This window comes from Chryseobacterium sp. P1-3, from assembly GCF_000738495.1.
Taxonomy (GTDB): domain Bacteria; phylum Bacteroidota; class Bacteroidia; order Flavobacteriales; family Weeksellaceae; genus Chryseobacterium; species Chryseobacterium gallinarum.
In genome coordinates this window covers 83739-105447 of the sequence record NZ_JPEQ01000014.1, presented here as the reverse complement: position 1 = coordinate 105447, position 21709 = coordinate 83739, and the positions used below count along the sequence as shown (strand labels likewise).

11 protein-coding genes and 3 pseudogenes are annotated in these 21709 nt (G+C 37.5%); 9 read left to right on the top strand and 5 right to left on the bottom strand.

The annotated features are described in order from the left end of the window. The first annotated feature begins 232 nt into the window (after window positions 1–232). The 6 genes and pseudogenes from HX13_RS17845 to argS all read left to right on the top strand — a co-directional run bounded on the left by HX13_RS17845 (window position 233) and on the right by argS (window position 6773). The gene (locus HX13_RS17845; protein ID WP_050022185.1) at window positions 233–724 is read left to right on the top strand and encodes a TonB-dependent receptor plug domain-containing protein; all 492 of its coding nucleotides are present in this window, start codon (window positions 233–235) and stop codon (window positions 722–724) included. Between the two features lie 58 nt (window positions 725–782). Then, the gene (locus tag HX13_RS17840; RefSeq protein ID WP_128572489.1) at window positions 783–1103 is read left to right on the top strand and encodes a hypothetical protein; all 321 of its coding nucleotides are present in this window, start codon (window positions 783–785) and stop codon (window positions 1101–1103) included. Further along, window positions 1051–2385 carry a hypothetical protein gene (locus HX13_RS17835; RefSeq protein WP_128572488.1) on the top strand — a complete coding sequence of 445 codons (1335 nt, stop codon included), beginning with the start codon at window positions 1051–1053 and terminating at the stop codon, window positions 2383–2385. The genes HX13_RS17840 and HX13_RS17835 overlap by 53 nt, the downstream gene beginning before the upstream one ends. Window positions 2386–2408: 23 nt before the next feature. Continuing rightward, on the top strand, window positions 2409–3296 hold the full coding sequence (locus tag HX13_RS17830) for a hypothetical protein (protein WP_050022182.1): 888 nt from the start codon (window positions 2409–2411) through the stop codon (window positions 3294–3296). A 10-nt stretch (window positions 3297–3306) separates the two neighbouring features. Beyond that, window positions 3307–4878: a SusD/RagB family nutrient-binding outer membrane lipoprotein gene (locus HX13_RS17825; RefSeq protein WP_157837466.1), complete on the top strand. Its 1572-nt coding sequence runs from the start codon at window positions 3307–3309 to the stop codon at window positions 4876–4878. Window positions 4879–5011: 133 nt separating this feature from the next. After that, window positions 5012–6773: pseudogene (gene argS / locus HX13_RS17820) on the top strand (arginine--tRNA ligase). 87 nt (window positions 6774–6860) lie between these two features. On the opposite strand, the gene HX13_RS17815 reads toward argS, so the two are convergent. The 5 genes and pseudogenes from HX13_RS17815 to ccoN all read right to left on the bottom strand — a co-directional run bounded on the left by HX13_RS17815 (window position 6861) and on the right by ccoN (window position 18648). Continuing rightward, the gene (locus HX13_RS17815; RefSeq protein WP_050022180.1) at window positions 6861–7811 is read right to left on the bottom strand and encodes a YihY/virulence factor BrkB family protein; all 951 of its coding nucleotides are present in this window, start codon (window positions 7809–7811) and stop codon (window positions 6861–6863) included. 11 nt (window positions 7812–7822) lie between these two features. Further along, window positions 7823–10151 (bottom strand): annotated as a pseudogene (locus HX13_RS17810) (BamA/TamA family outer membrane protein). Then, window positions 10151–15174 (bottom strand): annotated as a pseudogene (locus HX13_RS17805) (translocation/assembly module TamB domain-containing protein). Before HX13_RS17805 ends, HX13_RS17810 begins: the two co-directional pseudogenes overlap by 1 nt. Before the next feature lie 287 nt (window positions 15175–15461). Continuing rightward, complete coding sequence (locus HX13_RS17800; RefSeq protein ID WP_050022179.1) at window positions 15462–16349, bottom strand: cbb3-type cytochrome c oxidase N-terminal domain-containing protein; 888 nt, start codon at window positions 16347–16349, stop codon at window positions 15462–15464. A gap of 19 nt (window positions 16350–16368) precedes the next feature. Continuing rightward, window positions 16369–18648 carry a cytochrome-c oxidase, cbb3-type subunit I gene (gene ccoN, locus HX13_RS17795; protein WP_050022366.1) on the bottom strand — a complete coding sequence of 760 codons (2280 nt, stop codon included), beginning with the start codon at window positions 18646–18648 and terminating at the stop codon, window positions 16369–16371. Window positions 18649–18830: 182 nt separating this feature from the next. On the opposite strand from ccoN, the gene HX13_RS17790 reads away from it, so the two are divergent. The 3 genes from HX13_RS17790 (at window position 18831) to HX13_RS17780 (ending at window position 21670) form a co-directional block, all read left to right on the top strand. Further along, window positions 18831–19124, top strand: a complete 294-nt coding sequence (locus tag HX13_RS17790) for a helix-turn-helix domain-containing protein (protein ID WP_050022178.1) — start codon at window positions 18831–18833, stop codon at window positions 19122–19124. A 452-nt stretch (window positions 19125–19576) separates the two neighbouring features. Further along, window positions 19577–20521 (top strand): hypothetical protein, encoded by a 945-nt coding sequence (locus tag HX13_RS17785; RefSeq protein WP_050022177.1) that lies wholly within the window; start codon window positions 19577–19579, stop codon window positions 20519–20521. An 84-nt stretch (window positions 20522–20605) separates the two neighbouring features. Beyond that, entirely contained in the window at window positions 20606–21670 is a 1065-nt protein-coding gene (locus HX13_RS17780; protein WP_128572487.1) for a DUF5074 domain-containing protein, read from the top strand. Window positions 21671–21709: the final 39 nt, after the last annotated feature.

Here is a 21709-nt window from a genome sequence, read left to right as displayed (position 1 = left end):
CCAAACAATATATACTGTTTTAGTCTCATATAAAGTAGTTACTGTATAGTTATTGTTTTTCATTTTTTAAATACTTGTGTTTTTTCATAATATTTTAGTTTTCGATATATTTTTTTAATTATTTATTATTCAATTGTCTGTTTTATTGAGTATTTTATAATTTTTTACTTTTTTCTCTTTGACTTGTTAAGAAAGTTTAACAAATTTGTGCGGATACAAAAATTATTTTGATATGAAAAAACTAAAAACAAGTCTTCTTGTTTTGGTGTTGACTTCTTCTATAGCGGTCACAAATGCGCAACAGAAGAAAGATACCATGAAAACAAAAGAAATTGAGGGGGTTGTAGTGACTGCACTCGGAATTAAAAGGGAAGAGAAATCTCTTTCCTACGCTAATCAAACAGTAAAAGCTAAAGATTTAAACTTAACACAAAATGTTGATGTTAAAAATTCTATTGTAGGAAAAGTGGCTGGTGTACAACTAAACGGCCAGGCAGGTTCTAAACTTGGAGAAACAGGCAAGCTAAGATTAAGAGGCGCAGTAAGTTTACTGAATGACGCAGACCCTATTTATGTATTGGATGGGGTGATTGTTGATCCCAATACTATTGATATGGATATTGTTGAGTCTGTAAATGTTCTGAAAGGGCCTAACGCAACATCTTTATACGGAGTGAGAGCTCAATACGGAGTCATCGTTATGACTACAAAAAAAAGGAAGTAAGAGCAGACTTAGTATAGAATTAAACTCTACAACTACTGTGGATATGGTTGCAAGAACAATGAAATTCCAAAATTTATATGGCCAGGGAGCAGCTGGAAATTCATCTTTTAAAACCTTTGTGTTTGATCCTGCAACAATGCCGGCAGAATGGGAAATATTTAATGGGAAGAGACATTTGGACGGTGATAATAATTATACTGATGAATCCTGGGGACCAAGAATGGATGGACAGGATTATATTCCCTGGTATGCATGGTGGAAAGATAGCCCGTATTTTGGAAAAACTGCAAAATATGAAGCACAGCCTAATAACGTAAAAGACTTTTATGATAAAGCTCTTACGTTTAAAAAATACGGTCTCTGTTTCTGGTGGCAGTGATTCTTTCACTGCAAGATTGTCTTTTACTAATTTAAACCAAAATGGTATTACGCCATATACTTCGTTAAAAAGAAACTATCTGAACCTTAATGGTACCTATAAATTTAATGACCGTTTATCTGTTGATGCGATTGTTAACTTTTCTGATGGGAGAGTGACAGGGGATTTTAATGATGGCTATAGTAACCAGACATCAGGTTCTTTTAATCAATGGTTTGGTAGGGATCTGGATATGAAAAAAATGAAAGAATTACAAAATTTACAAACTCCGGAAGGATATTCTGCCAGCTGGAACTGGTGGGGACCGGATGATTATTCCCCAACCGGTTATAAAGCCAAACCCGCATTTTGGATTAACCCTTATACCTGGATGAAACATTTCAGAAATTATACAGACAGAAATACTTTATTATTATCCGTAGCTCCATCGTACAGGATTGCTGACGGACTGACAGCCAGGGTATCTTTTTCAAGAACTCAGAACAAGTCCACAAATAGATATTTTATGCCTAATATATTGGCTAAAAATGGATCAGGAACAGGGTCATTAACGCCTGGAGGATATCTGACGTTACTTAATGGTTTTGGAGTAAGAGAAAATCAGTATACTGAGGATCAGTATGAAGGGCGTTTAACATATCAGAAGAAATTCGGCGAAATTGATCTTACAGCTATCGGTGGTGCTAATATTACTAACAGACGGTGGGATGGCAACTCCCAGGTAATGGATGTTACAGGAACAACACAATGGCTTTTAACCCCGGACGTCTTTAATTTTAAAAATACCAATATTCCTATTATAGCAAAACCGTATGATTATAAACAACAATACAAATCTTTATATGCATCGGCTTCAGTAGGTTTTAAAGATACTTATTTTGTAGAGGCATCGGTAAGAAATGATATCAATTCCGCATACTTGAATAGTGATAATTCATTTGTGAGCTATTCAGTGGGAGCCAGTTTATTATTGCATAATTTACTGCCGAAAAATGATATTGTAACCTATTTTAAGCTCAGAGCAGGTATTGCTCAAATTCCGGCTGATTTAACAGCTACCCTTACAAATCCTGAGTATAGAAACGGAAACCAGCCATTAGCTGTAGGGAATAATTTGTACCAGACAGCGTGGTTTCCTACCCGGATCATAGGTAAAGGATTGAAGCCTGCCCTTAACGACAATAAAGAAATAGGAGTAGATTTAAAATTTTTTAAAAAAACAGATTATCTTTTGGAGCCACCTACTATGATGAAACCAGGAAAAATGAGCCTATACCGGTAACACTAGCTTCTTCCAGCGGAAAATTGGATGTTTTAATAAATTCAGCCAACGCCAAAAGAAAAGGGATTGAATTAGCCCTCTCAGGGGACATATTTAGAAGTGATAATGGATTTAGCTGGACAACCTCAATTAACTGGGCAAGGAATAAATCAACAATTTCAAAGGTAAATGAAAATCTTGAATCAATCCAGTACGGTGATTCCAATGCATTCAATTACGTGTCTATACTTCAGAAAGAAGGATTGGAATGGGGACAGCTTTATGGAACGGGAATTAAAAGAGATGTAAATGGTAATCCCGTAATTAATTCCAGAGGTCTCTATGAATATGAACCTAATAAATCTTTTGGAAGTATATTACCGGAATTTACAGGAGGATTTTATAATACATTTAGCTATAAAGGAATAAGTTTGGGCTTTACAATTGATTTCCAAAAAGGAGGTAAGTTCTTCTCACTTTCAGAACAATGGGGAAATTCGGGGGGCTTGCTGGAGGAGACTGCTGCTATGAATGACAGAGGACATAATGTAAGAGATGCGGTAGCTGATGGAGGAGGAGTTCGGGTAACGGGCGTAGATAATACAGGAGCGCCAGTAGATATGTATGTAGAAGCCAGTGATTATTTTAAACAATTTCACGCCAATAGAATTGCTGAGCCATTTATTCACAATGCCAGTTATATTAAACTCAGAGAAATTGCTGTAAATTATCAGTTACCGAGATCACTTTTTGCCAATACAGGAATTTCCAATATGTCTATTGGATTAACAGCAAGAAATCCATGGCTGATTTCTGTTTCAAAAGATAATAAACATAGACTTGACCCTTCTGAGCTTTCACAAAATTTTGGAGAAGATGGACAATTACCATCAACCAGAGGTTTTGGGGTTAATGTTAAAATCAATTTTTAAAAACAGGAAAATGAAAAAACAACTTTTAAATACACTAAATAAAATAGCCCTATATTCATTATTAATCGGTATTACTGCTTCTTGCAGCAATGAAAATTACGGTGATGACTTTAATAAAGATCAATACGGAATATACTCAGCGAATTATAAATCTTTACTAGCTGGTGCTATTATGAATTTCGGACAAAACGGAGGGGATCGTAGCAATGCTTACCAAATGATGCCTATACTCTTTTCTCAATATCAATCGCAGGTTGTTTATACCACAGAACAGACTTATGGTGATACTCCGGGAGCGTGGGGAAGATTCTATGCTAATCAAATTATTAATTTGAATGAAATTATTTCTGCATATTCCAATAATCCTTCCCCGGAAATATTGCTTCAGGGAAGTGCAGAAAATATGATTGGAGTATCTAAAATTTTCAGAGCAATCATCATGAAAAGGCTTACCGATACCTATGGAGATGCCCCTTTTTCGGAAGCAACAAAAGCAACATCCGATATATTTCTCCCAAAATATGATACACAAAAAACGATATATGAAGGTATTATTTCAGATTTGAAAAGTGGAAGAGATATGTTAAATACTACATCAACACGTCCTGAGGGTGATATCCTATACTATGGAGACTTAAATAAATGGAAAAAACTGGCGAATTCAGTGCTGCTTCAGGCCACATTGCAATTGTCTAAAAAATATCCATCAGCAACGGGCTATGCTGCTACTGAATTTAATTCTGCCTTATCCAATTCAGCAGGGGTTATAGAGAAAGTATCGGATGAAGCATGGTTCACAATTTCTCCCGGAAACTCATACCCGAACCCTTTATCTGACTTTAGACCGGCTGATTATCGGATATCCAGAGAATTGGTGGAATCTATGAAAGGATCTGGTAATGCTTTTAACAGAACATCAAATCATACTCCTGATACACGCTTAACATTATATGCAAATTCCGGGACCATGTCTGCTGTTGGATTGCCATATGGTTATAATTCTAATGATTTGGCTGCCGCAGGATATTCAACAGCGGGGGTAACAACGATTAGCGTGAAGTTCAGAAGTAATAGCTCAGCTATTAACCTAATGACAGCAGGATATACCTACTTAAACAGAGCTGAAGCTGCAGCAAAAGGCTGGACCGGTGAAGCAGTCACAAATATGCTGACACAAGGAATTATACTGAATTATAATACTCTGGATACCCATTATGTTTTAAATACTGATGCCTACAGTTCCACCAATCCTTTTGGGGGAACTAAAATTACTCCCAATGCCGCAGCATATGCAAGCGCCAGAGCTGCTGATATAGCAACATTCGGTGCAGAAAGAGTAATAGGTGAAGAAAAATGGATTGCCTTGTTTATGAACGGGTTTGATGCATGGGCTGAATTTAGAAGAACAGGCTACCCTGCCTTATTACCCGCACCAAGTGCTGTGAATGGAGGAGTAATTCCAAGAAGACTGAGATATCCGATAGAGGAGGTTAATTTTAATAATTCCAATTACCTGAAAGGAGTACAAGGCCTGATGCCGGCTGAGGATAAAAATACTTCAAAAGTTTGGTGGGATCAATAGACCATATTTTAATAACATTCATAAAGGCCGCCTTCGGGCGGTTTTTTTATTTCCGTATATTTGTACTTCAAAATTATGGAATAAAGTATTGAAAAATATTGTATTTCTGACCATTAAAATTGATTATAAGAACATGAATATTAAATATATTATTGAAGAAAAACTTTCAGAAATCATTTTAAATGTATATCAGTTAAAAGGCATTACACTGGAGGTTCAGGAAAATAAAACGGAGTTTGAAGGGGATTTTACGATTGTAACTTTCCCACTGGTAAAGCAATTAAAGAAAAATCCTGAAAGCATTGGCGTTGAACTGGGGGAAGCTTTAACAGAGCAGACTGATTTGTTCGAAAGTTTCAATGTAGTGAAAGGATTTCTTAATGTTAAAGTTAAAAATCAGTTGTTTGTAGATAATTTCAGATCTGTAAGCAAGGATTTTTCAATCATAGAAAAGAAAAAATGCTACGGTAATGGTAGAGTACTCTTCACCGAATACCAATAAACCTCTACACTTAGGACATATCAGAAATAATTTATTAGGATTTTCTGTAGCTCAGATTTTAAAAGAGGCCGGATATGATGTAATCAGAACGCAGATTATCAACGACAGGGGAATCCATATCTGTAAATCTATGTTGGCGTGGGAGAAATTCGGAAACGGAGCAACTCCCGAAACAACGAATATAAAAGGAGATAAATTTGTAGGAAATTACTATGTGGAATTTGATAAAAACTACAAAAAAGAAATTGCAGCTCTTGTAGAGCAAGGAGTGGAAGAAGAGCAGGCAAAAAAAGAAGCCCCGGTGATGAAGGAAGCTCAAAAAATGCTTCTAGACTGGGAAAACGGAGATGAAACGGTAAGAAATCTTTGGTCAGAAATGAATTCCTGGGTTTATAAAGGATTTAATGAAACGTATAAAAGATTAGGAGTAGAGTTTGACCAGGTTCAATACGAAAGTAATACATACTTGTTAGGAAAAGATCTTATTCAGGAAGGATTGAATAAAGGTGTTTTGTACCAGAAAGAAGATGGTTCTGTTTGGTGCGATCTGACTGATGAAGGGCTGGATCAGAAATTATTATTACGTTCAGACGGTACTTCAGTTTACATGACTCAGGACCTGGGAACAGCTGTAGAACGTTTTAAACAAAATAATATTCAGAAGCTGATTTATACTGTAGGAAACGAGCAGGATTATCACTTCCAGGTTTTATTTAAAATTTTAAAGAAACTAGGGTATGAGTGGGCAGATCAATTGTATCACCTTTCTTACGGAATGGTAGAGCTTCCTGAAGGTAAAATGAAATCCCGTGAAGGAACTGTAGTGGATGCGGATGACCTGATGCAGGAAATGTATGAAACGGCAAAATCTAAAGCACAGGAACTTGGAAAACTGGAAAGCCTTTCAGAAGAAGATAAAGAAGCATCTTATGAAACTGTAGGATTGGGAGCGTTGAAATATTTCATGCTGAAAGTAGATCCTAAGAAAAAAATGCTTTTCAACCCGGCTGAGAGTATTGACTTTAATGGAAATACAGGACCTTTCATCCAATATACATATGCGCGTATTCAGTCTTTGCTATCTAAAGCAGGATATAAGGAACAGGAAACTGCTTCAATAATTTTAAATCAGTCTGAAAAAGAACTGATCATGCAGCTGGCCAACTTCAAAACGGTAGTAGCCAGGTCAGCGGAAACATTAAGCCCCGCTTTAGTAGCGAATTATGTATATGATCTTGTAAAAGCGTACAATTCTTTCTACCAGAATAATCCAATTCTTAATCAGGATGATGAAAATATAAAACAATTCCGGCTGAATATATCAGATCTCACAGGGAAAACCATTAAAAAATCGTTGGAATTACTGGGAATCGGAACTGTAAACAGAATGTAAAAAAAAAGCGCCTCCTGAACCTCAGGGGGCGCTTTTGTATTATGCAAATGTAAGGATTTAATACTTCGGAACTGCCGTAAGTATTGATCACTTATTTGAATCATCATCGTTCTGATCTCCATGCATCTGTTTCAGGCTGTCGGCATACAGCTTGGAAGCACTCCATCTTGCATGCTTGGAAAGAATAACCGGGTAACCTTTCTTGTAGGTATAGACTTTGGTAAACTTGGCTCCGAAAAAGATCAACATACAGGAATAATTAATCCACATCATAATCAGAATCACCGTTCCGGCAGCCCCGAACGCTGAAGTAGGTTTTACCTGGTTGAAATAAAGACTTAATAAAAATTTTCCCAATGTAAATAACACTGTAGTTAAAAAAGCACCCCGCCAAACGGACTTCCAGGTAATCTGTATATCAGGAAGTACTTTAAACATCAGGGCAAATAAGAGCATGACAAGCCCGAATCCGATTGAGAAATTGACGACCTCAACAAGCATATAGGTTTCAAATCCAAAATACTGGGTGATGATTGTATTAAAAAGACTGATTAATGAAGATAAGATCATGGTAATCATCAGCAGGAATCCAAGAATCAGGATCATTCCAAGGGAATTGGCTCTGTCTAATAAAAATTTGACAAAAGCTTTTTTGGGAGCAGCTTCTACATCCCATAGTGCATTCAACGAATGCTGAAGCTGAAAGAAAAGGGTAGTGGAACCGAAGACCAATGCGCCCACACCTACAGCTTTCATAAAGATATTTTTTTTGTCAATGAGTGCTCCGGCAAGCATACCTTCAATACTTTTTGCCACATCAGGCCCCATGATACCGCTGATCTGTGTACTGATCTGCCCGCGGATGGCTTCCTCTCCGAAAAAATTTCCCAGTACCCAGATAATGATAATCAATAATCCGGGGATTGAAAAAATGGCATAATATGCTAAACTTGCCGAATCTTTTGATGCAGAAGAATTATTCCATTCCGTAAATGTATCTTTCAGAACTTCCCAGAAAAATTTAGCATTATTTATCATATCAAATCATATTAAAACGGATATCCGATAGCAATATTAAGAATGAGGTTGTCTTTTCGCCAGCCTGGATCCCCGAAATTAATCTTATCAAAGGTCCACCGGTCTCCTTTTTCATAATAAGGAACCCTCAATGGCATGGCCAAGTCTAACCTCAAAATCAGGATAGAAAAATCAAGTCTCAGACCAACTCCGGCCCCTACGGCAACTTCGCTTAAAAAATCTTTTGAAAATTGAGCTCCCGGCCTTTCTTTATCTTTATTAATGAGCCATATATTTCCGGCATCAACAAAGGCGGCAACGTTTAAAAATTTATACAGGTTGGCCCTATACTCAGCATTTAACTCCAGCTTGATATCCCCGGATTGATCAAAAAAACCTCCTTCCGGTAAAGTTCTGGGATCAAAACTTCCAGGGCCTAATGTCCTTGCACGAAAAGCTCTGATACTGTTGCTACCTCCGGAAAAAAACTGTTTTGAGAAAGGGACATACTCTGAATTTCCATAGGGATAAGCAATGCCGGCAATCAGTCTTGTAGCAAAAGATGTTTTCTCTGTAAACTTGTGGTAGAACCTGAGGTCGTTTTTCAATCTTCGCATATTGGCTGAAAGGAATCCCGAAGATTTCTTTTTCTTTCCCTTTTTTTGCATTGGCTCCCGTAACAAGCCCCGTAATATTTCCAGCCAGATCCAGAGTCCCTTTGTAGTAAAAGGTATTCTTTCTCGGCAGCATGGTATTGGTGTAAGTATAAGAATAAGTAGGCCCGAAAATAAGCTGTTCGGTAACGACCCTTCTCATAGCATCATTATTTTTATATAATTCTTTATAGGTGTCAGTAACATTAGCGGGAGAAACTAACGTAATATCAATTACCTTCAGCTCATGCTCTTTTCTTATATTCTCTTTCCAGACATAGCCAAATGAACCTGTAAAGTTGTTGAGTGTGTAATATTGAGTACGGTTCTGGAATTCATATCCTAATGTAATATTCGTCCTCGGAACAAAGGCACTGGAGGAGTTAAAGCGGAATGGAGCCACAATTCTGGGAATAGAAAGCTGTACATTGGCACCGGCACGGAAAATATTATTAGCATCCTTGGGCCCGCCCATCTGGAAATCAAAAGCTCCGTAAATTGCGGCCTTGAATTGCTCTGCTCCCCTGAAGAAGTTTCTATGAGTCCAGTTCAGATTGAGCTCACCCCCACCATAATTGGCAGAGTTTGTTCTCCCCAAAGCTTCAAGCCGTAATGACTGAATTTGTCTTGGAGTCAGTAAATAATAAGCATCAAATTTGTGGTTTAAAGAATCTGATGTGATAAATTCATTTTTTACAAACTTGAAAACGCCAAGGCTGATTAATCGGTTTAAGGTAAGATTATGATTGGAGCGGTTATAAAGATCTCCTTTTTTAAAATACAATGCTCTGTCAAAGATTTTCGGTTTAAATTTATGTTGTGGATCTATGACATAAATATCATCAAAAGCATATTTTGAAAGCGAATCCTTATCCATCGGGATACTGTATTTCCCGTCCTTTACATCCTGAATATTATAATTGGGAAATACAACAACTTTGTCAATACTAAATTGCTGGGTTGCCAGATCAGGAGTGTTATCTTTAAGCTTTACATTAAGCTCTACCTTATGATTTTTGCTTACAGTACTGTCTGCCTGCACAATGATATTATCCGGATGGAAATAATAAAAACCTCTTTCCTTTAGGCCGTTATCAATTCTTTCCCTTTCTGCTTTGATCACGTCCAGGTCAAATGGTTTTCCGTTTTTAAGAAGTGTTTTATGGGCTAAGCTCTGAATTTCCTGATTCACAAGAGTAGAATCCTTCTGGAATTTTACTCCGTCGATAAGATATCTGGCGCCTGGCCTTACCGTATAAATGACCTGAGCTTTTTTATTTTTTGAAACCGTGTCATAGGTTGCCTTTGCATTGAAATATCCCTTGTTTTCAGAATAATTCACAATGATATCTTTATTGAATTCCCGGTCTACGTCCCCTAATAAAACAGGCTTTTCCCCGATTTTGTATTTAAGCCAGTAATTAAAACCTTTATCTTTTTTGGGTTCTTTGGCTATATTGTAGAAATACAGCTTTGGACGCAATCCCAAAAATGTAGAATTAGGTTTTGGAGTGAGATTGGCTTCCAATGCAGACTGAAGCTCTTTCTTCTCGTTTTTCGAAATCGTGTCATTTTCAATCTTTACCTCGGCTCCGGTATAAAGCATTTGACCTTCTTTCAAAAATCTTGTATTGCTACAGGAGATTACTGCTGATACCAATCCGGAAGCCAACAGATATTTACAATATGTATGGAATTTTTTACTCATTATTTAAATTCTACCACTTGATTGTTTGGATTCTTTTTAGGTTTCTTCTCTCTTGTTTTTTGGAAAATCTCCCGGAATTTGTCGTAATCCAGGGTAATGATAAATCCAAGGCCGGTTTCTATAATCTGTCCCTGCAAAGCTACCTGGTATTCATCTTTACGGTAAGCTCGCAGCATATATCTTCCATCTTTAGAAAGACTGTAATCTACAGAAACATTTCCTGCGATATTCGTCATGTTTTCATTCTGACGGGCTTGTCCTTCCAGTCCGAAATTACTCCCTACAGTTACTTTCAGCCGGTCATTCAGTAATTTTTTGCTGATATCTACATTCAGGTCGGTTCTTGTATTTCTCTGTCCGGTAGAATAGTCCTCTGAAGAATCAAGTCCAAAATTAAGATCTACTCCTTTGATCAGTCCTGCAGCAAGATTATTCAGCTGTTGAGATAATATCTTACTTACACTCTGTCTGGCCATGGTTTCTGCAGACATCCCTGCGCCACTTTCAAATGGATTTTCCCCGATGAAACGATTCAGGAGCAACAAAGCAAATACCTGCTTATTCATTTCAGACTCCTGGGTTCTGAGCTGGGCAAGCTTCTGATCGATCACATCCTTTACATTGGTTGATATCGAATTGTTCTTCTCTTCTGTGGTAATGTCAAAACTAAGCTGAGGTTTTAACAGCTCACCTTTCATTTTTAATAAAGTATTGAAAGGTATTCTCTGTTTGTACTGATTCATTTCTGAGGCGCTTTGTCCACTGATCTGCTGTTCCACAAGATCAATAGGAGGTGCTTCGGTTTTGTACACGGCGGTGATATCCATCATTGCCATGGTAGGTTCCCCTGTCCAGGTAATCGTGCTTCCTTTCTGGATATCAAATTTCCGTTTCAGAAAGCTTACCGTAAGGTCATAGCTTCCTTTATCAACTTCATACACGCCTACTAAAGTGGTCTTTCCGGAGGGATCAATTCCTCCCGTAAGCTCTGCCTCCCCCTGCAGTTGCACAAAATCTCCATTTGCTTTATCTATGATCAGGGAAAGCTTAGCTTCTTTACTTACCTCAATATTCACATTTACATCCATGCCCTTGATGCGGCTCTGTGTATTAAGGGAATCCGTTTTGATGGTTTTGTTTAAAACAACCTGGTCCTGATCGATAAACTCTACAATGCCGTCTCTTTCCTGTAACGAAGGAGTAGACTGAGGAAGAACAAAAGTGAAATCCGTATTATCAGCAACACTCAGCCTTCCGTCTACCTTTGGCAAATCCAGATTACCCCGGACACGAAGTCCTGCATCAATAGCAAGAATACCATACATCATAGCATCATTTGATTTTTCGGAATTCACCACCTTGAAATCCTTCGCATTGACATTCAGATTAAATGCAAAGTCACGATAGGTTTGAGTAAGGACCTGTCCGTCTACAACAAGAGCATTTCCGTCTTTATCGTTAATCTTAAACTTATTGAATTCAATGCCGCGGCTTGTGAAATCAATCCCGTCATTCAGCTTTCTGAAATCACTTCCTGTTTTCGCAATTTCCAGCCCGGCATCATTGAATTTAATGTTGCCCAGAATATTAGGTTTTTCAGTACTTCCTGTAATTTTTAAGTTTCCGGAGAGATAACCTTCGGTATTGGTGATGGCATTCATTGAAAACCCTTGTATACTTTTCATCTGAAGCTGGTTAATTGCCATATTCAGATCGAATGTACCGGAAGAAGTATTGTAATCCCCAAGGATTTTTACATCATTATTATTTCCGGAAAGGGCAATATCTGCATTTAAAATTTTAGGTGATGAATTATTCACTTTTACAGCAAGATTTCCAACAGGACTGCCATAGACAATCAGATCTGAAATATTCAGGTCAGAAGTGAAGGTCATATCCTTCATCATATTCCGCAGCTGTGCTGTCCCATTGATAGTTCCTCTTGCAAGCACCGTATCTTTCTTAATGAGTTCAGTAATGGTTTCAATTTTGAAATCTTTCAACGAAACATTTAAAGGGCTATTAGGACTGTTGGTTTCCGACTGGAGAGAAATCTCACTGCCTCCGTTGGTCAGGATGAAGTTATCCGCGAGAATTCCTTTACTGCTGATCTGGATTTTATTGTTTTCAGCAACATTCCAATCGGTGTAGTTCAGCTTTAATCCATTAGGATTCAGGGATACCTCCGTAATGTCATTCAATGATTTTGCTTTTCCGGCAACAAGGAACCGGGTTGTATTCTTTTCATCTTTCGTGGTGATGTTGTAATTAATCGTGTTGTCGGCAACATCTCCATCGATACTGATTTTATTTAAGGAAAAGCTTGAGCTTTTTAAAGCAGCTACATTCAGATTGTATTGTAGTGCCTGATTTTCATTGGTTACTTTTAATACTCCCGTTTCTATGGTATTTTCACCATACAATAATTGTGGAATCTGTCCGTCAATTTCAATTTTCTGGGAATCGGCGTCATAATTTCCGGTTAAATTAATGGTTTCAAAGCTTTTCAGGTCAGGAACAAATTTTCTGATGATATCATCATTCTTGATTTTTGCGGTAAAGGCAAAATGCTGTCCCGGATCAATTTTCTGGCTTTTACTCGGCTTCTGGAACTGGTAATACTGGTTGACCGTCTGTGTCAAAGCTCCAAAAATCTGGGTAAGTTTATATTTTCCTTTCAATTCCAGATCAGCGACCTGAGAATTCAAAATAATCTGTGTAGAATCTGTGGTGGATAAAGCTTTAAGGTTAACTTCCTGTACCGGATAAACCTCTTTGGTATCAGAAAATGCAAAATTCTTCAGATTTAAATATCCGTTTAAGTTATTCGGATCAAGACTCGTAAAATCACCGTCAATCTTGCCGGCAATGATCATCGGCTTTTCATAGAAACCAAGTTTGTTGACATCCAGTTTAATGACCTCTCCATTTATTTTTACAGTAGGGTTCTTTTCATTATACACCCCCGAAGCCGTGAGCTGTAAACTGGCATTAGGATCTTTTGAATCCAATATAACATGATAAGCTCCTTTTTTTATAGTACCGGTCAGATTCATATTCTGATACCGGTAACCTTTGTATACGGCGGAAGCTACATGTCCTTTCAGATCTGCATGGGCATTTTTAAAATCAAAACTCTCCCCTTTTGCAGCAATCTGTGCTGTAACCGGGCCGATGTCCTTATTCTGAATAATCTTTCCTACCTGGACACCCTGAAGATTAGCTTTTACATCATACAACTCATGATTTTTTTCTGCGCATATCTACTTTGGCTATCACGGCTGCATTGCCCAAAGTAGAATAGAGGTTAAGATCAGTGTTGATAACCTTAGTAGTTCCTTTTGCATTTCCTTTAATGCTGAAATGGGTTGGCAGAGAGATATTGGAAGGAATTGTATTTTTAGGAACAAGGTTAAAAATGGTCTTAGCCTCAGAAGAAAACTCCCCGATTCGCAAATCATAGTACAGCTGATCAGGATTCATGGCATTTTTAACCTTCCCTGAAGCGAGCACTCTGAGCTGATCCAGACCTGATACTTTAAGATCCTGAATGAGCAGATCATTCACACTGCCTTTTACATTGGCGTTGACATTAAGAATTGCATTCGGATATTTGTTGAACGGAACCGTATTCCTTAAAGTAGGTACCAGATTGAGAATATCAGAAAAACTGATTTTGGAATCTTTAATATTGGCTGAAATATTTACCGCTCCGGGATTGGAGCTCAGCTGATCTATGGAGTTGTAATTTAAAATAACTTCATTACGCAGTAAAGTTTTCGGTGTCTGAAGATAAAGATCTTTGAGGTAAGCCTCCTTTTCTGCATATACAAAATCTGTATTGAACTTTTGGATATCCAGTCCTCTTCCTTCTTGTATTTCTGCAGAATTAACCGTGCCTGCAAAAGTGTTGTTTTCCATTTTGAAACTTCTTACTTCCACATTCATTTTTGAAAAATTCAGGTGGTTGAAGTCTATCCCCTGTCTGGTGGGAGCAATCGCAGTATTGTTATAAGTGGCTTGTACATCATTAAGAACCAGCTTACCTAAAAGCAGCTTCATAGCCTTGTCCTGTTCTGAGGCTTTTGAAACTTCAGGTTCTTTGGCAGGATTGGCATTCCGGGCAGGAAGATAAAGATTGGCATTGATATCAGCTCCGGAAAGAAATAGGTTATCTACATTGTAAGCGTTGTTTTCAAGGTCCAGCTTGTTAACCCTGGTGCTTAATTCTTTGAATAAAACCTTGGCAAATGTTTTGGTATTTTCATCACCATAGTCAATGTTGAAATTGGTTAATTTGATTCCTCTCAGTCCAATACTCATAGGTTTTTTTTTGGTTGAGAGAATCGACTTTCTTTTCAACTTTTTTGGAAACTTCTTCTACAATATCCTGCTTCAGTTTTAACTTTAACCCGTCCAGGTTAATATCATTAACAGCGTACGTATTTTTATTGAGATCAAATTTTTTGACCCTGGTATCAAAAGACTTAAAATAGAGTTTAATATCATTCCGCGATTGCTGGTCGTTGAAAGTAACTCCGATATCTTTTAAATTAATTTTATCAAGAGAAATAATAAAAGGCTTGGAAGGACTTTCCTCTTTATCACTGGTAGCAAAGGCATCGATGATATAATCAAAATTGAATTTACCATCCGGCTTCCTTACCACGTTGGCCCTGGCACCCTCCATATTGACGGAGGTAATATCTGCTGTAGAGTTGATAAGCTTCAGCATATGTAAGCCTACGTCCAGCTTTTTGACCGCTAAAAGAGTATCTACATCCTGACCTTTGAGATACAGGTTTTCCATTACAAGACTGTTGGGAAATCCGATGTAAACCTTTTCAAGGCTTACCGGAGTTTTTATCTTTTTTTCAAGGTAAACAATGAGACGGTCTTTGATGAAGTTCTGAACCACAGGAAGTCTTAAGCTCAGTATCAACAGGGTAAGAAGAACCAATATTGAAATAAAGGTTATTACAATACGCCTTAAAAGTTTTCTTTTGTTGATTCTTAGTTTCAAATGGAATGGGTTTGTAACAAAGATAATAATACTAATTTATTCGTTCTCTGTTGTAGTCCCTTTTGCGAATGCAAAAATCCTGCCTTGGCTGCCTTATTATGGAATTTAGTTTGTAGTTGTCAAGTGAATAGTTGATGAAGACAGGCCAAGGTGCGGATTTTATGTTTTAGAAAGCCCCCTTTGTATCATTTTTTAGTGTTGAAAAGGTTAGTTAGCAAAAATGAAAATTCAAATGTTAGTAAATGTAAAGGGGGCGTGGCATGGTTTATAAGATTAGATAATCAGCTTTATTGATTTCCGTTTTCCCATTTTACTTCCTCTCCCTGCGGAGCAGCTCCACCTTGGGATTGGGTAACAGGAGGAGTTTCCTGGTTGATATGGTAAACATAGGCTGCAATTTTTTCGGCATCTCTTCCTGTAATGGTTCCTTCTTTGATGAAAGGCCTCATGGTAGGATTATTGGGAGAACCGTTTTCAAGCATCCAGAAAACATTCTTAAATAAACTTTTTTCTTTAATATTGATCCAGTGGGTGTCAGTAAGGTTGGGCCCAATACCACCTTTCCCTCCGTCTCCATGGCAGGTTACGCAATTGGTTTTAAAAAGCTCCTGGCCTTCTGCAATATTGTCAGCACTATATTTTGCACTTTCCAGATCGATCTGGGGAGCTGATTTCTCATATTCCTGAATGGAAGCCAGCATAGTCTTTGTTTCTTTAGTGTATTCGGCATCCGGATGGGCGTAATCGGTAAAAGCAAAAGCTGTAAGATATACTGCACAGAAAATACATCCGAACCAGAATAATCCGATCCACCATTTGGGAAGAGAATTGTCAAGTTCTGTAATTCCATCAAAGCCGTGGTCGATCAGAATATCTTTTTCTTCCGTAGCAGATTGTTTTTTGAATGCAGAATTCCATAGTTTCAGGTAGTAGGGAACATTTTTTTCTGCCAGATATTGTTTTTTCTCTTCTTCGGATAACCTGCTGAAACTTTCATTTTCAATAAGGTCTCCAATAGAATTCATAATGAGCAAAAGGATAATAGCAATCAATATCAATGCCCAGAAAAATGGTGAAGAAAAATAACCCGAATCACTGGCGAACATTTCAAAGGCCATGATCGTTAAGCCTATCGTTGTGATGATATATACTGAAATTGGTGTTCTCGTTTTCATTGTAATACAGTTTAAATGATTACTCTGTGCTTGCTGTTTGTATCTGTGTTGTTTTGATATCTGTACCCAATCTTTGCAGATAGGCAATCATCGCTACAATTTCTCTTTGCTCAAGAGGAATATAAGATGATCCTTTTGCTGTTTTCTCTTTGTTCATCTGATCTCTTACGTCAGTAGCTTCTTCGTAAATCCTTTTTACAATAGCTTTTGACTGGTTATCTGCCCATTGACCGGCAGAATCAATCTGAGCTTTTGTATAAGGTACAGCAAATGAATTTTTCATTAACTTCATTTTATCTGCCATTTGGGAACGATCCAGTTTATTGGTAATTAACCAGGGGAAACGTGGCATGATGGAACCAGCAGAAGTAATTCTCGGATTGTACATGTGCTTGAAGTGCCAGGAATCAGGATTTCTGCCTCCTTCTCTGTGAAGATCCGGCCCGGTTCTTTTAGACCCCCATAGGAAAGGCCTGTCATAAATAAACTCGCCTGCTTTAGAATATTGCCCGTTTTTTCCTTCAAATCTTACAACCTCATCACGGAAAGGTCTGATCATCTGGGAATGACAGGAGTTACATCCTTCACGGATATACAAGTCTCTTCCTTCCAGTTCCAGAGGAGTGTATGGTTTTACTGCAGTAATGGCAGGAACACTTTGTTTTAGTGATAAGGTAGGAATGATTTCTACAAGTCCACCTATAGCTACCGTAATGAAAGCTAATATTGAAAGCAGGGTAGGTGTTCTTTCCAACCATAAGTGTACTCCTTCACCTTCTTTTCTGGCGGTACCGATGTTAGCTAATGCAGGGGCTTCTGCCGGAACTTCTTTCTGGAATGAGCCGGCTTTGATGGTTCTGATGACATTGATTACCATTAAAATAGCTCCTGACAGATAAAGGACACCTCCTAAGAATCTCATTTTAAAATAGGGAATAATCGCTGTAACGGTATCCAGCCAGTTTTTCCATAATAAGGTTCCGTCCGGGTTGAACTGTTTCCACATCAATCCTTGTGTGAATCCGGAAATATACATCGGAACAGCATAAAAGATTATTCCTAATGTTCCTAACCAGAAGTGCCAGTTGGCCAGTTTTTTTGACCAGAGTTTGGTTCTCCACATGATCGGAACCAGGTAATATACGACCCCGAACGCCATGAAACCATTCCATCCCAGAGCCCCCAAGTGTACGTGTCCGATCACCCAGTCGGTATAGTGCCCGATTTTATTTAAAGATTTGGTGGCCAACAAGGGACCTTCGAACGTGGCCATCCCATAACAGGTAACGGCTACCACAAAGAATTTAAGAATTGGATTTTCCCTTACTTTATCCCAGGCCCCTCTTAAGGTAAGAAGCCCGTTCAGCATTCCTCCCCATGATGGAGCGATAAGCATGATAGAAAAGCCTGTTCCCACAGCCTGGGCCCATGCCGGTAATGCTGTATATTGCAGGTGGTGGGGACCGGCCCAAAGGTATACGAAGATCAGCGACCAGAAGTGAATAATGGATAATTTGTATGAGAATACCGGTCGTTGTGCTGCTTTAGGCATAAAGTAGTACATCAGGCCTAGTACAGGGGTGGTTAATACAAATGCTACTGCATTGTGACCGTACCACCATTGTACCAATGCGTCTTTTACACCTGCATATACAGAATAAGATTTCCAGCTTGTGAATGATAAAGGAACTTCCAGGTTATTAAAGATGTGAAGCATGGCTACAGCAATCCAGGTAGCCATATAGAACCAGATGGCTACGTATAGATGTCTTACCCTTCTTCTGGCAATGGTTCCGAACATATTAATTCCGAATATAATCCAGGAAAATGCAATCAGGATGTCAATAGGCCATTCGTGTTCGGCATATTCCTTAGAAGTATTGATTCCCATTAAGAAAGTAATCACTACAGTAACAATCATAAACTGCCAGGACCAGAAATGTAACCATGAGAGGGTATCGCTGTACATTCTTGTTTTGAGTAACCTTTGCATACTGTAATAGGCCCCACAGAAAAAGGAATTACAAACAAAAGCAAAAATAACGGCACTCGTGTGAAGCATTCTGATCCTTCCGAAGCCCATAGCTCCCTGGGTATTGATCAGTCCCTGGATATTGCCCGAAGCTAAACTTTTAATCGTTGTATCATCTGTCCCGAATAAAAATTCAGGCAATTCAGGGTAAAAAAGCATCAGTGCGGCAGTAAGCCCCAACAGAAATCCGACGAGTCCGAATACGATTGTAGCATAGAGGAATGCCCTGACAATATTATTGTCATAATTAAATTTTTGCGTTTCCATAAATTCCAATAGTGTTTACCGAAGTGATATTTTCCTTGAAAAGGTTTATTTTCTGCCTTTTTCCATAGTGAAAATAAATATCATGTAACGTGTATAATGTTTTGCCAAAGGTATTTATTAACTTTGTTGGAGGCTAATAGATAATCTTCTAAAATATACCGAAAACTACTAAAACAGAAACGATGAAAGTATGTGGACAAAATATCAGGAAAATCCGTAGGAGCAAGGATCTTACACAGGAATACATGGCTTTCGAAATGGGAATTTCCCAAAAGGCATATTCTGACATCGAAAACTCCAAGGTAAAAATCAACCTGGAAATACTGACTAAAATCTCCGGCATTTTAGATATCAGGCCTTCAGATATCTGCAGTATTTCGCATAAGTGCGGAATGGATGAGTATCAGGATAAATACCATAATCTTGTGGAATATATGAAAAACAGCAATATTCCGATTCCGGAAGATCTTCTATAAATTGAATTCCTTTTCTTCCTACATTTCAGTTATAATAAAAATAATAACCTTCTATCATTACTAAAGGAGATAATATTTACAAACCTTGTGTTTTTAGCTATATGCCTGAGTATAAGGTAATAATGAGGGGACATATATTGATCTGATAAAGTTGTTATAATAGATAAAATAGTAATAAATAATTATGTAGAAAAAAAATCACATGATTGTGGATAAATATTTACAATAATTTTAATTTTCTATGATATATTTGTGATGAAAATAATGCCTGATCAATTAAATGAAGCTTCTGTCCTTTATTTTACTGTGGTTCTTTCTATCCAGCAACGGACAAAGCTATACTACCCAATGGTATAACATGGATAATGGGCTGCCACAAAACAGCATCAAAGATATTGTAAAGGATCAATACGGCTTTATATGGTTGTCTATGGAGGGACGCATTTTGCGTTATGATGGAAGCAATTTTGTACAATACAAAGATTTTAAGCTTAAAAAATTTAAGTTTCGGTGATTTTTATGGGAACATAAAGAAAGACAGTATTGCCGTTTTCAATACTTCGGAAACGAAAGTTCTTTTGATTTCCCGCCGGAAGCCAGAGGTTATACCGGCTGATAATGAATTTGCGCCTGGTTCCGCAAAGGAAAAAAGGTATAAGAGGATTATTAAAAATAATATCACTACAAGATATGTTTCTCATTATATAGATTCCTATTTTGTTAGGCTGGATACAGGTTCTTATTATTTTGAAGATAACAGTATCGTGTATGTTGACCGGAAAAGTAAAAAGACAACAAAACTTGCTACAGATTTCCCATGGAGCAGGTTAAACAAGTTATTTGTTCATGGCGAATACATTTTTATCGGAGATCCTGCAAATAAGAGGATGTTGCAATTGTACAAAGGAAAGTTTTCGGTTGTTGAAGTTCCGTTGATGTATAACGATCCGGAAACAAAAATCTATTGGCAACAGATTACAGGACAGGTTTTTTTAATCAATCACGGAAAAATATACAGGAGCCACTTTTCAGAGGGAAATCTGCAGCTTACTTATCTTTTGGAATATAAAGAAATTGATAAAGAAATTTCCGGTGCCATGTTTTATGACGAGGCTTCCAATAAACTATACATTGGAAGTTCTATTAATGGGCTTAAAATTCTGAGCTTGTCTGATTTTTCCGTTTCCAGGAAGAATCTGCCCTATCAGGATGAAGTCTGTTATGCTGCAACTCCTTATGGAAGCAATTCTATTTTAACCCAGGAAGGGATAAGATATTATCATAATCAATCAAAAAGAATATACAAAGCCCCTCAATCCTATGACAAGCGGTACATTGTTCAGGATGATTCCGGAAATCTTATTTACAGAGAAAATAATTCGATCCATATAAGATAAAAAAATACAGGGTTTACAAAATATGATTCCATTACTTTTAAAAGAAAGGAGATTGACGGATTGTATAAAAGCGGAGGCTTGTATATGGCATCCGCTTTAAGTGGAAAGCAGGCTTACCTGTATATTTTTAATCATGACCGGTTTGAGGAAATACAGAAGGTTATTCCCTGTAAAGACAATATAGATGCTGTTTTAAGGTATAATGAAGATCTTCTTTATCTGGGAAGCAGTAATGGAATCTATGTTTTTTCCTTCACTCAGAACAGAATGATAAAGCAGATCGGTAAAAACCTTCCGGTGAAACAGATCATCAGGACAAAGGATGGAAATATCTGGTTTACTACCTATAATAGAGGTATTTATTTGTTGAAAGATCAAAAGGCGGTTAAAGTCCCTACTGATAAAAATGATTTTTTAGCCAATGCCCATTATATACTGGAAGATAGTAATTCCAATTTATGGATTTCTTCTGATAACGGGCTGTTCATGATCAATAAAAATATGCTTTTACAGTATATGAAATGCCCTAAAGGAGCAATTACTTATTACCGGTATTCTAAAAAGAACGGATTTTTAAACAATGAGTTCAACGGAAGTGCTAATCCTTGTGCCCATGTATTAGAGGACGGGCAATTTGTTTTTCCTTCTATGGCGGGTTTTGTTTTCTTTTATCCTGAAAAAGTAAGAACTTATTATCCGGGCGCCCACGATGTATATCTGGAACGGGCAAAAATAAAAGGAAAGATGGTGGAACTAAAGGACCACCTTTTCCTGGAATGCGGATATAAAGACGCTGAACTCTATATAGATATCCCTTACTATGCTGATTGGGAGAATATTTATATTCAGGCAAAACTTTTAGACGGAAAATACAGCCAATGGGTTGATATTAAAAGTGATAAGATTTTCAGGCTGGCCAATGTGGAACCAGGTAAATATACTTTACTGGTAAGATTTTTATCTTCAGAAAATGGAAAGTTTGTTTATAAAAGTCTTCCTGTTGAGGTAGAAGCTTATTTTTATCAGACCCTGATCTTTAAAATTTTGATTGTTGGAGTAATTATTCTTATTCTTATCATCATTATACAGGCCAGGACTAATTTTTTAAGGGTAAAAAATAAAGTATTAAAAAAATACCCTTATCCATAAAGATAAAGAGCTTCAGGAAACCAATACTAAGCTTAAAAA